Source organism: Luteipulveratus halotolerans, from assembly GCF_001247745.1.
GTDB classification, from domain to species: domain Bacteria; phylum Actinomycetota; class Actinomycetes; order Actinomycetales; family Dermatophilaceae; genus Luteipulveratus; species Luteipulveratus halotolerans.
Map to the genome: position 1 here is coordinate 3,142,515 of NZ_LAIR01000002.1, position 11,603 is coordinate 3,154,117.

Annotated in this window: 13 protein-coding genes and 3 tRNA genes; 12 read left to right on the forward strand and 4 right to left on the reverse strand. The window is 70.2% G+C overall.

What is annotated here, in order from left to right:
* Positions 1 to 19 precede the first annotated feature (19 nt).
* On the reverse strand, positions 20 to 1,420 hold the full coding sequence (locus VV01_RS15790) for an LVIVD repeat-containing protein (RefSeq protein WP_050670711.1): 1,401 nt from the start codon (positions 1,418 to 1,420) through the stop codon (positions 20 to 22).
* Positions 1,421 to 1,588: 168 nt separating this feature from the next.
* Here VV01_RS15790 and VV01_RS15795 point away from each other — a divergent pair, with 168 nt between their 5' ends.
* Genes VV01_RS15795 through VV01_RS15805 form a run of 3 tightly spaced genes read left to right on the forward strand, consistent with a single transcriptional unit; the run spans position 1,589 to position 4,111 of the window.
* Positions 1,589 to 2,266 carry a DUF305 domain-containing protein gene (locus tag VV01_RS15795; RefSeq protein ID WP_050670712.1) on the forward strand — a complete coding sequence of 226 codons (678 nt, stop codon included), beginning with the start codon at positions 1,589 to 1,591 and terminating at the stop codon, positions 2,264 to 2,266.
* Between the two features lie 13 nt (positions 2,267 to 2,279).
* A complete protein-coding gene (locus VV01_RS15800; RefSeq protein WP_231635257.1) occupies positions 2,280 to 3,554 on the forward strand; it encodes an MFS transporter in 1,275 nt (424 codons plus the stop codon).
* Positions 3,551 to 4,111 (forward strand): hypothetical protein, encoded by a 561-nt coding sequence (locus VV01_RS15805; RefSeq protein WP_050670713.1) that lies wholly within the window; start codon positions 3,551 to 3,553, stop codon positions 4,109 to 4,111. Before VV01_RS15800 ends, VV01_RS15805 begins: the two co-directional genes overlap by 4 nt.
* A gap of 10 nt (positions 4,112 to 4,121) precedes the next feature.
* On the opposite strand, the gene VV01_RS15810 is transcribed toward VV01_RS15805, so the two are convergent.
* Positions 4,122 to 4,601, reverse strand: coding sequence for a hypothetical protein (locus tag VV01_RS15810; protein ID WP_157508874.1), 480 nt, complete (start codon positions 4,599 to 4,601; stop codon positions 4,122 to 4,124).
* Between the two features lie 72 nt (positions 4,602 to 4,673).
* Between VV01_RS15810 and VV01_RS15815 the strand changes: the two genes are divergently transcribed.
* The 7 genes from VV01_RS15815 to VV01_RS15845 all read left to right on the forward strand — a co-directional run bounded on the left by VV01_RS15815 (position 4,674) and on the right by VV01_RS15845 (position 9,068).
* A complete protein-coding gene (locus tag VV01_RS15815) occupies positions 4,674 to 5,636 on the forward strand; it encodes an LLM class F420-dependent oxidoreductase (RefSeq protein ID WP_050670715.1) in 963 nt (320 codons plus the stop codon).
* Positions 5,637 to 5,659: 23 nt separating this feature from the next.
* Positions 5,660 to 6,679, forward strand: coding sequence for a PHP domain-containing protein (locus VV01_RS15820; protein WP_050670716.1), 1,020 nt, complete (start codon positions 5,660 to 5,662; stop codon positions 6,677 to 6,679).
* 148 nt (positions 6,680 to 6,827) lie between these two features.
* The gene (locus VV01_RS15825; protein WP_050670717.1) at positions 6,828 to 7,316 is read left to right on the forward strand and encodes a cupin domain-containing protein; all 489 of its coding nucleotides are present in this window, start codon (positions 6,828 to 6,830) and stop codon (positions 7,314 to 7,316) included.
* Positions 7,317 to 7,463: 147 nt separating this feature from the next.
* Positions 7,464 to 7,536: transfer RNA gene (locus VV01_RS15830), tRNA-Glu, on the forward strand.
* 30 nt (positions 7,537 to 7,566) lie between these two features.
* Positions 7,567 to 7,643 (forward strand) — tRNA-Asp (locus tag VV01_RS15835).
* A 22-nt stretch (positions 7,644 to 7,665) separates the two neighbouring features.
* A tRNA-Phe gene (locus VV01_RS15840) sits at positions 7,666 to 7,741 on the forward strand.
* A gap of 112 nt (positions 7,742 to 7,853) precedes the next feature.
* The gene (locus tag VV01_RS15845; RefSeq protein WP_050670718.1) at positions 7,854 to 9,068 is read left to right on the forward strand and encodes a phosphodiester glycosidase family protein; all 1,215 of its coding nucleotides are present in this window, start codon (positions 7,854 to 7,856) and stop codon (positions 9,066 to 9,068) included.
* 2 nt (positions 9,069 to 9,070) lie between these two features.
* On the opposite strand, the gene VV01_RS15850 is transcribed toward VV01_RS15845, so the two are convergent.
* Complete coding sequence (locus VV01_RS15850; RefSeq protein WP_050670719.1) at positions 9,071 to 9,706, reverse strand: YigZ family protein; 636 nt, start codon at positions 9,704 to 9,706, stop codon at positions 9,071 to 9,073.
* 24 nt (positions 9,707 to 9,730) lie between these two features.
* Here VV01_RS15850 and VV01_RS24440 point away from each other — a divergent pair, with 24 nt between their 5' ends.
* Both VV01_RS24440 and VV01_RS15860 read left to right on the forward strand, forming a co-directional pair.
* Complete coding sequence (locus VV01_RS24440) at positions 9,731 to 10,027, forward strand: hypothetical protein (protein ID WP_050670720.1); 297 nt, start codon at positions 9,731 to 9,733, stop codon at positions 10,025 to 10,027.
* A 200-nt stretch (positions 10,028 to 10,227) separates the two neighbouring features.
* Positions 10,228 to 10,431, forward strand: a complete 204-nt coding sequence (locus VV01_RS15860) for a DUF3073 domain-containing protein (protein ID WP_050670721.1) — start codon at positions 10,228 to 10,230, stop codon at positions 10,429 to 10,431.
* A gap of 50 nt (positions 10,432 to 10,481) precedes the next feature.
* Here VV01_RS15860 and purM read toward each other — a convergent pair whose 3' ends face one another.
* The gene (gene purM / locus VV01_RS15865; RefSeq protein ID WP_050670722.1) at positions 10,482 to 11,597 is read right to left on the reverse strand and encodes a phosphoribosylformylglycinamidine cyclo-ligase; all 1,116 of its coding nucleotides are present in this window, start codon (positions 11,595 to 11,597) and stop codon (positions 10,482 to 10,484) included.
* Between the last annotated feature and the right edge of the window lie 6 nt (positions 11,598 to 11,603).

Consider the following 11,603-nt stretch of genomic DNA (forward strand, 5'->3'; position numbering starts at 1 on the left):
TTCGTCGTACCGCGGGTCGTCAGCCGACGTACGGCTGTGACTGCGGGTTGAACTCGTCCATCTGCACCGTCGCGGCCTCGTCGAAATCGGGGCCGCTCACCTTGAGGATGTCGAAGCCCTTGCCGAGGTCGGAGGAGTAGACGTGGCCGTTGTAGTAGTACGACGACCAGGTGCCGCCGCCGTCGTCACCGGCGGCCGGACCGCGCTCGAAGTAGCCGATCTCCTTGGGGTGCGCCGAGTCGGTGAAGTCCCAGATCTGCGTACCACCCATGTACCAGGACTGGACCATGATGTCCTTGCCCTTGACCGGCACCAGCGAGCCGTTGTGGGCGACGCAGTTCTCCGACTTCGTCTGGTAGCGCGAGATCTTGAAGTACGACTTGAACGACAGCTTGTGGTCGGCCGACAGGTCGTAGATCGCGTCGGCGCCACGCTCGGGCCCGGTCTGCTTGTTGCACGTCGCTGCGCCTCCACCGCCGAGCTCGTCGGTGAAGACCACCTTGGTGCCGGCGTTGTTGAACGTCGCCGAGTGCCAGAACGCGAAGTTCTTGTCGGTGACCCGGTTGATGACCTTCGGCGCGAGCGGGTTGCTGATGTCCATGATGATGCCGTCACCCATGCACGCACCGGCCGCGATCTTCTTCGACGGGTAGGCGGTGATGTCGTGGCAGCCGCTCGTGCCGCCCGCGAGCAGGTTGCCGCGCTCGGTGCCGCCGTCGGGGAAGAGCACCGGTGTGGCGGCGACCTTGGCCGCGGTCGGGTTCGCCTTGGGCACCTCGATGATCGAGATGCCGTCGTGCGGCGGTTGGCAGTCGGGGTAGGACTTGTCGGGGTTGTAGCTCGACACGTAGATGTACTCCGACGTCGCACCCGGGATGAGCGTGTGCGTGTGCGACCCGCACGCGGTCTCGACCGACTTGATGTACTTCGGGTTGGTCACGTCGGAGATGTCGAAGATCTTGATGCCCTCCCAGCTGTCCTTGATCGTCGCCGACTGCGACGTCGAGGAGCAGGAGTCGTCCGAGCGTGACGAGTCGGTCGACAGGTAGAGCAGGTTGCCCGAGACCGACACGTCGTTCTGCGAACCGGGGCACAGCACCTGCGACAGGGTCTTGGGCTGCGCGGGGTTCGAGACGTCGAAGATCGTGAACCCGTTGTAGTTGCCGACGAACGCCTTGTTGCCCTGGAACGCGATGTCGGTCCCGGTGCCCGTCGCAAGTGGACCGCTGGGGGCGACGCTCGCGGCGCGTTCGACGTTGGCGCTACGGCCGATCTGGTCGGCCTGCAGCTGGGTGCCGAAGCGGCCGATCTCGGCCGGGTCGTTGAGCGGGTCAGCGGCTGCGCCCGAGAGTCCGACGCTCATCGCGAGTCCCGCGCTCGCGATCACCGCCAGCCCGAGCCGTCGTCGCGATGCGGTCATGGTGGCTCCTCACCTCGCGCCCGCTGACCGGGCGCGCCCTTCGTGACAGGTGGATGCCACCTCACCTTTCCGTGAACGCCGACTGACGACAAGGTTGCGTTGGTCAAGGATCGTTAAAGGCGCAGCCGCTGGCTCCGCGTACCGGCCGGTCGCGGCCATGATGGCCCAATGCCCGTACGCCGCACCGCCGCCCTCGTCGTCCTGCTCGGCGTCCTCGGGGCGGCCGGGTGCAGTGACGACGACACCGGTACGCCGACCGCCTCCGTGTCCTCGCCCGACGCGCCGGTGCTGCAGCCGGGCAAGCCCGGCGAGGCCAACACCGCACTCACCGGGACGGCCGCTCAGCCCAAGCCCCGAGCCAGGCCCGCGGCTGCGGACGTCGACTTCATGCAGGGCATGATCGTCCACCACGCGCAGGCGATCACGATGGTCGACATCGCCCTGGCCGGCCTGACCGACAGCCAGGCGCGCTCGCTCGCCGGGCGCATCAAGGCCGAGCAGAAGCCCGAGATCGATGCGATGAAGCGCTGGCTCGACAAGCACGGTGAGAAGGTCCCGCCCCAGGCCACCAACACCCGCATGACCGCGACCGGTCACCACGGGTCGATGCCCGGGATGGCGACCAGGCAACAGCTGCTCGACCTGCAGAAGGCGACCGGCCCGGCCAAGGACCGCCAGTTCCTGACCTTGATGATCCGTCATCACCAGGGCGCGCTCACGATGGTCGCCGACCGCGCCAAGTCGGGCACCGACGACGACGCCGAACGGCTGGCCAACGACATCGGCGCCGTGCAGTCGGCGCAGATCACGGCCATGCAGCGCATCCAGCGCGGCCTGCCCTCCTGAGTCCCGTCGCCCCGTGCCCGCGACCCGCGCCGCTCTGTCCGCCCCGGACCCGTCGTACCGGAGCCTGTTCGCGCTGCCCGGGCTGACCTACGTCGTCGTGGCGTTCCTCGGACGGCTGCCGTTGGCGATGGCCCAGATCGGCGTGCTGCTCCTGGTCGCCGGCACGACCGGCAGCTACGGCGCGGGCGGTGCGTGCGCGGGTGCGCTCGCGGTCGCCAACGCCGTGGGCGCACCGCTGTGGGGAGCCTGGGCCGACCGGGTCGGGCAGCGCCGTGTCGTGCTCATCCAGGCGTGGTCGGCGAGTGTGGCGATCGGTGCCCTCCTGGCTGTCGCGCACACCGACCTGCCGTGGGCGTACTCCGCCGGCGCGAGTGCCGTCGCCGGCTTCCTGCTGCCGCACGTCGGCCCGTTGGCCCGGGTCCGGTGGCGGCCGATCACCGCGCGGTTCGGTCCGCGCGCCCAGGTACGGCTGATGCGGACGGCGTTCTCCTACGAGGGCTCGGCCGACGAGGCGTCGTTCGTCATCGGGCCGGCCCTGGTCGGCGTGGTGGTGGCGCTCAGCAGTCCGGTGGTCGCGCTCGCGGGTGCGGCGGGGCTGCTCCTCGTGTTCGGCACGTGGTTCGCGCTGCACCCGACAGCACGAGCGACCCGTACGGCGACCGCTCACCTCACGGGTGCGGGGCGGCTGGTCACGCCCGCGCTCGTCGTGCTGTGCCTGGCTCAGGTCGCGATCGGCTCGGTGTTCGGGTCGGTGCAGACCGGCACGTCGGTGCTCGCCACCTCGGCCGGGCAGCCCGGTCTCACCGGCATCTTCCACGCGCTGCTCGGCATCGGCAGCGTGGCGGCCGGTCTCGCCGTCGCGCGGATCCCCCGTCACGTCCCGCTGCCGACCCGCCAGCGGTGGTTCTCGCTGGCCTTCCTCGTGCTGTCGCTGCCGCTGCTCGAGGTCGGCTCGCTCATGACCCTCGCGCCGGCGCTGCTCGTGCTGGGCCTGAGCATCGCGCCCTACATGATCACCTCGTTCACGCTCGGCGAGCAGGTCACTCCGCCCTCCCGGGTGAGTGCGGCGATGACCCTGCTCGCCGCATCGGGCGGGCTGGGCTACGCCGCGGGAGCGGCTCTCGCGGGTGGGCTCGCCGACCACGGCGGGCACACTCCGGCGTTCGCCGTGACGGTCGCGGCCGGCGTCCTCGCCGTCACGATCGCGTGGGGCGGAGCAGGTCTTCTCGGACGTGCCGAGACCGCGACGCGACACCGACCGCTCGTCGTCAATACAGTGCAGCCATGAGCTCCAAGAGCACCTTCCTGACCTCGCCCCTGGCCAAGAACCTCGCAGCGGCCGGCGCAGCGGGCGCGGTGACGCTCCTGCGTCCCGCGCGCTTCCCGAAGTGGCTGCGGCGCAGCATGCTCGCCACCAACACGGCGGGCACCGGCGCCTCCATGCTGCTCGGTACGGGCGGCTCGTCCGACCCGACCGGCGCCCCCGCACCGCTGGCGGGTCGGCTGGGTGACCGCGGCGCCATGGCCGGTGGTGCTGCGGGCACGCTCGCCGCGGTGACCGGCGGGCTGTCCCTGGTCACGTCCGGTATCGGGCTCAAGGCCGACGCCAAGGCCGAGCAGTTCCTGCTCGGGCGCGGGGTCAAGCACCCCCGACTGGTGATGGCTGTCGGCGTCGTCGGCATCGTGCTCGTCGCGCAGGTGCTGCAGGACCGGGCGGCCAAGGCCGCCGAGCAGGCAGCAGCCCGCATGCAGGGTGGCGACGGCGGACCTCAGATCGAAGGCAGCCGCGCCGAGGCCCCGCGCCTGCCCACCAGCGGTTCGACCCGGTTGCTCGGCGACAGCTGAGGCCCGCCGCTCAGACGTCGTGCCAGGTCAGCAGCACCGCTGAGGCGACCAGCACGAGCAGGCCGTAGTACGAGAACGGTCGGCTGACCTTGGCGACGGCCCGTGCCACCTCGGCGTTGGCCCCCGCCTCGGCGAGTCGCTGCTGCACCGATCGGCGTACCTGCACCTTGCGTTGCTTGCCCACCGTCTCGTCGCGCCCGCTCGCGAGCGTCGTGAGCGGGACGTAGACCGCAATCACCAACAACAGCAACGGGATTCGCACGTACGCCGCGTCCCAGGCGATCTGCGCGACCATCGCCACCGCGACCGCGGCGGTGGCGACGAGTGCGGCAGTGGTCTGCCAGGTGAGCGTGACCGTACGAGCGCGCGCAGCGCTGCCGCGCGCCGCGCGGACGATGCGTTCGAGGTACGACGACCGCAGCCGCGCTCGCACCCACCACGCCCACAGGCCGCCGAGCACGAGCGCGATCGGCACCAGCCAGGTCCTCATGGCAGGCGACCCTATCCAGGGTGGCTGGCGGGTCTTGCGTTGGAGCGCGCTCGAAGCCGTAGCGTCCGAGCCATGACCATTCGACTCGGCTACCAGATCCCCAACTTCACCTATCCCGGTGGCCCGGAGGCCATCTTCCCGACCGTCGCCGCTCAGGCCCGCGAGGCCGAGGCGTCCGGTTTCGACACCGTCCTGGTGATGGACCACTTCTACCAGCTGCCCGGTATCGGAGACCCGGAGGAGCCGATGCTCGAGGCCTACACGGCGCTCGGCGCGCTCGCCGGTGTCACCGAGAAGGTCCAGCTGTCGACGCTGGTCACCGGCAACACCTACCGCAACCCCGCGATGCTGGCCAAGACCGTCACGACCCTCGACGTCGTCTCCGGGGGCCGCGCGGTCCTCGGCATCGGCGCCGGCTGGTACGAGCTCGAGCACGACCAGATGGGTTACGAGTTCGGCACGTTCACCGACCGGTTCGAGCGGCTCGGCGAGGCGCTGCAGATCATCGAGCCGATGCTGCGCGGCGAGCGACCGTCGTTGCAGGGCAAGCGATACACCGCCGCCGACACCCTCAACGAGCCGCGTGTCCGCGACACCCTGCCGATCATGCTCGGCGGTGCGGGCGAGCGGAAGACGTTCCGGTTCGCCGCCCAGTACGCCGACCACCTCAACATCATCTGCGCGCCCGACGAGCTGCCCCGCAAGCTCGACGCGCTGGCGCAGCGGTGCGACGAGCTCGGCCGCGACCGCTCGACCCTCGCGACCAGCTACCTCGCCTCCGTCTGGATGGCCGAGACCACCGACGAGGCCCGTGCGCTGCAGGAGACCCAGGCGCGCAAGCTCGGCCTCGACATCGAGCAGGTACGCGCATCGGGCCGTCAGTTCGTCGGCACCCCTGACGAGGTCGCCGGACAGCTCAAGGAGAAGGTGCTCGACCCCGGCGTCGACGGCATCATCATCAACATGATCGGCAACGGGCACGTGCCCGGTGTCGTGACGATGGCCGCCGAGGCGCTGAAGCCCCTGGTCGCCTGACCCCGCTCGGCTACTGTCGCGGGGTGGAGCCGTTCGACGCCCTCAGACGTATCGCCTTCCTGCTCGAGCGATCCCGCGCGGGCACCTACCGCGTCAAGGCGTTCCGCCAGGCCGCCGACACCGTCCGACGTACGCCGCGGGCCGAGCTCGAGCAGCGCGCCGCTGACGGCACGCTCGCCAAGCTCCCCGGCATCGGCAAGTCGACCGAGGCGGTCGTCCGCGAGGCGCTCGCGGGCGACCGACCGGCGTACCTCGTCTCGCTCGAGGAGCAGTGGGAAGGCCCCCTCGTCGACGGCGGCGCCGAGATCAGAGCCGCGCTCAAGGGCGACTGCCACTGCCACTCCGACTGGAGCGACGGCGGTTCGCCGATCCCCGAGATGGTCACGACGGCCATGGAGCTCGGCCACGACTACCTCGTGCTCACCGACCACTCGCCGCGACTTCGGATCGCGAACGGCCTTTCAGCAGAACGCCTTTCGAAGCAGCTGACGATCATCGACCAGATCAACGACCACCTCGACGGCGAGTTCACCCTGCTCAAGGGCATCGAGGTCGACATCCTCGACGACGGCTCGCTCGACCAGACCGACGAGATGTTCGCCCTGCTCGACCTGCGCGTCGCGTCCGTGCACTCCAAGCTCAAGATGGGCCCCGAAGCGATGACTCGCCGCATGGTCGGCGCGGCCCAGAACCCGTTCACCAACGTCCTCGGCCACTGCACCGGTCGCCTCGTCCAGGGTGAGCGGGGCAAGCGGCCCCAGTCGCAGTTCGACGCGCGCGCGGTGTTCCAGGCCTGCCTCGACCACGACGTCGCCGTCGAGATCAACTCCCGCCCCGAGCGGCAGGACCCGCCCGACGACCTGCTCACGCTCGCGCTCGACATGGGCTGCCTGTTCTCCATCGACAGCGACGCGCACGCTCCGGGACAGCTCGACTTCCAGCAGTACGGCTGCGAGCGCGCCGAACGCCTCGGCGTCCCCGTCGAGCGCATCGTCAACACCTGGGAGCGCGACCGCCTCCTCGACTGGGCGCGCAAGCACTGATGCGCCCGGAGCCCCGCTTCGAGACGACCCGCACTTTGCGAGACGACCCGCAGATCCGCGGGTCGTCTCGCAAGGAGCGGGTCGTTTCGTGTGGAGGTGGGCCAACAAATCATGAGCAGTACCAACGGATTTCAGCCACGATGAGGTCATGAGCTATCCCGAGCCGATCTACAACGGCGAGCACGGCGAGCAGAGTGCGTGGGTACGGCTGGGTGACGCGCCGCCCGACCTGACCTACGCGAACGGCGGCACGGTCGACTACCTCGCGCGCGGCGACCAGACCGCGGGCCAGTTCGGGCTGTACCGCTGGAACTTCGGTACGACGGTCAGCGGGCCCGACCCACACTTCCACCGCACCATGTCGGAGTCGTTCTTCATCCTGTCCGGCCGCGTCACGATCCACGACGGCCGCGACTGGGGCGAGCGCACGGCCGGCGACTTCGTCCACGTGCCGGCGGGCGGCGTCCACGGCTTCCGCAACGAGTCGGGCGAGCCGGCGTCGATGCTGCTTCTGTTCGCGCCTGGCGCTCCGCGCGAGCCGTACTTCGAGACGCTCAAACAGCTCGGCGAGGGTCTGACGATGACGCAGGACGAGAAGGACGCGTTCTACGCCGCTCACGACAACTTCTGGGTGTGACGGCGGGCACCTCAGAAGTGCCCGAAACCCGCGGAATGACGCGGGTCCGGACCTCGTTTTGGTGGTTCGGCAGACCTACCCCTATGCTTACCGAGTCCTCGACGGATCCGAGCTGCTGCTTGGCGGAGCGGGACCTGACATGGACAGGTCCCCATCGTCTAGCGGCCTAGGACCCCGCCCTTTCACGGCGGTAGCACGGGTTCGAATCCCGTTGGGGATACGTAGTAGTTTGCATCACCCCTCATTACGAGGCCCCGTAGCGCAGTTGGTTAGCGCGCCGCCCTGTCACGGCGGAGGTCGCCGGTTCGAGCCCGGTCGGGGTCGCCAGTACGTTCACGTACGACTACCTGGCCAGGTAGCTCAGTTGGTAGAGCGAGCGACTGAAAATCGCTAGGTCGGCGGTTCGACCCCGTCCCTGGCCACCATCGCGATCGAGGGCCGCGACCCGCACCAGGGTCGCGGCCTTCGTCGTAGGTTCGTCCACTGGTCACGTTCACGTCGCCCGGTCTGTGCCCAGCCCGAGCACGCTCGGGACTCGTGACCATCCGACGTCGTCCGACCGTCCTCGCCGCCGCCTCGCTCGCGGCCCTGACCTCACTGGCTCTCGTCACCCCGTCGTACGCCGCACAGGAGCACCTCCCGCTCGGCGACGCGGACCTGCCCGAGACCCGCTCGACCCAGACGCTCGCCCCGGGCGTCACCGTCACCTCGATCACCCGAGGTGACACCCCCGCCGACCCGGCGGACATCGGTACGACCACCCGCGGCCCCTGGGTCGTGAAGGTGCTGACCATCGATCCGCGACGCGCCCACGGCCGTCTCGCCTCGACGTACGGAGCAGATGTCGCTCGCACTGAGTCGACCACCTCCCTCGTCCAGCAGGCGGACGCCCTCGTGGGTGTCAACGGCTCGTTCTTCACCTTCACGGCCAACCCCACCTACCCGGGTGACCCGGTGGGCCTCGGGGTGTACGACGGCCGGCTGCACAGCGAGCCGACCACCGACAAGGCCGAGCAGAACCTCGTGATCGACAGCTCGACGGGTCGGCTGCTCATCGGCAAGACCACGTGGGAGGGCTCGTTGACCAACCGCGACACCGAGCAGCGGGTGCCGCTGGAGTCGGTCGACCACCCGCCGACCACCAACCAGACGGTGCTGTTCACCGACGGCTTCGCGGCGTCGACGCCGGCCGGTGCAGGTGCGGAGGTCGTCCTCGACGGGCGCGGCTGCGTCGTGCGCTCGTCCGCGACGACGCGGGGTACGACGCTCACGCACGGTCAGTCGAGCGTGCAGGCGACCGGCACCGACACCGCCGCCCTGCTCGCCGCCACCCAGAGCGGCTGCCTCGACGTGAAGAACACTCTGCGCGACGAGCAGGGTCAGCGAATTCCCTTGTCTCGCAACGTCTCCGGCGTCAACGGTCGCTACCGCCTCACCGAGGGCGGCAAGGTCGTCGTGCCGGCCGGCACCGGGTCGATGTTCGCCCGCAACCCGCGCACGATCGCCGGCCGCACCGCGGACGGCACGATCGTGCTGGCCACTCTCGACGGCCGTCAGACCACCTCGGTGGGCACGACCCTGGACGAGACGGCGGCGGTGGCCGACAGCCTCGGGCTGGTCGACTCGCTCAACCTCGACGGAGGCGGGTCGACAACCATGTCGACGCAGGCCGGGCCGCTCAACCACCCGAGCGGCACCGGTGGCGTCGAGCGCAACGTGGGCGACGCGCTCGTGTGGGTGCCGCGCCGCTGACCTCAGATCGGCCGGTCGACCCAGGACTCCCCCGCGAGCTCCAGGCTCGACCGGCCGGCTGTCGCGGCTGCGACCCAGGCGTGCGCCTCGTCGACCTGCGCGGGCGCGACCCCGACACGCACCGTCGCGCGCTCGGCGTAGTCGGTGCCCTGCACGGCCAGGCCACGCGTCCGCAGGTCGTTCTCGATCCGCCCCGCATCGGCGTGGTCGACCACGACCGTGCCCAGCAGCACCAGCTCTCGTCGTACGAGCGTGGCCTCGTCGAGCGCGAGTCGAGCGGCCTCCGCGTACGCCCGCACCAGCCCACCGGCACCGAGCAGCGTGCCCCCGAACCATCGCGTCACCACGGCGACCACGTCACTGACCTCACGGCCGCGCAGGACGTCGAGCACCGGCGTACCGGCCGTCCCCGAGGGCTCGCCGTCGTCGGACGAGCGCTGCACCGCGCCGTCGGCCCCGAGCACGAACGCCGACACGTGGTGCCGGGCGTCCCAGTGCACGGAGCGCGCGGTCTCGACCACGGCGCGCGCCGCCGCCTCGTCGTCGACACGCTCGAGGTGGCACAGGAACCGCGACCGCTTGACCTCGTGCTCGGCCTCGGTGCTGCCCTGCACGGTGGTGTAGGCGGCGGGAGTCACGTCCGAGAGCCTAGGCTGGCGCCCGTGCGCCGACGTGTCCTGCTCCCGCTGCTCGCCCTCGTCGTGCTCGGGCTGGGGTTGAGTCCCCTGGGCGCCGCGGCCGACACGGGTACGACGACCTCGAGCGCCACCAGCGCAGCGGCGACCGGGTCGTCGTCGACGACCTCCACCGACCCCGGCCCGCTGCCGGTCGACAAGGTCGGCACCGACGAGACGGCCAACCATCCGGTGCTGATCATCGGCGCTGCCGTGGTGGCCCTGCTGCTCATCGGGGGCGGGGCAGTGCTCGCCCGCGGGCGCCTGCGCGACGACGACTTCTGAGTCGCGACGCGCCTCTGACCCGCAATGACGGGGTCAACATCTCATGAACGGTATGGCGGTGAGCGAGACAGGCTCCGCCTGAGGTACCGTTTGTCACACGACATGACCGAAGATCCCCAAGGGCCTCCGGCGTGCCTGTTGTCGCTCTGCGGCAGCGGGCATTTCTGGCCGCCCTGGGCAAACACAGAGGGGGTCACGCCATGGGGCGCGGCCGGGCCAAAGCCAAGCAGACGAAGGTGGCACGGGAGCTGAAGTACTTCTCCCCTGACACCGACCTGAACGCACTCGAGCGTGAGCTGAGTGCGTCGAGTTCCTCACGTGAGGCGGAGCACGCCTCGAGCGAGGACGATCAGGGCGACGACGACTACGGCGACTACGAGAAGTGGGCGTCGGGCGACCGCTGAGCGGCTCGCCCTTCTCCCTCTGCGTGCGCTGACGTCGGGGGTCTGCGACCTCAGATCTTCGGGTGCTGCCCGACCATCTGGCAGGCCCCCGCGTCGACGCCCTTGGCTCCACTGACGATCTCCCCGTACGCCGGGTCACCGGCCGTGAGGTCCTGCACCTCGCCGAGCACCCACGTCGGGATGTCCACACCTTCCATGACCTCGATCGCGAGATCGGCCTGGTCAGCGGGCAGTACCGCACAGAATCCGACGCCCATGTTGAGCGTGCGCTCCAGGTCGGCCGTCGGCACCTGACCCAACGTCTGCACCAGGTCGAAGATCGGTGCCGGGTTCCACGAGCTGCGCTCGACCGTGGCCAGCACACCCTGCGGAAGCACCCGCGCGAGGTTGGCCGCGAGACCGCCACCGGTCACGTGCGACAACGCGTGCAGGTCGATGCCCTCGGTGCGGATCAGCTGCAGCAGGTCGGCCGAGTAGACCCGGGTGGGTTCGAGCAGCTCCTCACCGAGCGTGCGACCCAGCTCGGGCACGTCACGGTCGTAGTCCCAGCCCTGGCTCGCGAACACCTTGCGCACCAGCGAGTAGCCGTTGGAGTGCAGGCCGCTGGAGGCCAGGCCCAGGACGACGTCGCCGACCTGAACACGGTCAGGCGTGAGCAGGTCGGCCTTGTCTACGACACCGGTGGCCGCGCCCGCGACGTCGTACTCGTCGGGGGCCAGGAGGCCCGGGTGCTCAGCGGTCTCGCCGCCGATGAGGGCGACGCCGGCCTGCTCGCACGCGGCGGCGATGCCGGACACGATCGCGGCGATCCGCTCGGGCACGACCTTGCCGGTGGCGATGTAGTCGGTCATGTAGAGCGGCTCGGCGCCGCAGCACACGATGTCGTCGACGACCATGCCGACCAGGTCGAACCCGATCGTGTCGTGCACGTCCATCGCCTGCGCGACCGCGACCTTGGTGCCGACCCCGTCGGTCGAGGTGGCGAGCACGGGGTGCGCGAGGCGCGCGAGCACCGACGCGTCGAACAGACCCGCGAAGCCGCCCAGGCCGCCCATCACCTCGGGACGCTGCGCCCGGCGTACGGAGTCCTTCATCAGCTCGACGGCCTTGTCACCGGCCTCGACGTCGACTCCGGACTCGGCATAGGTGATCGGCGAATCGCTCACGGAAGG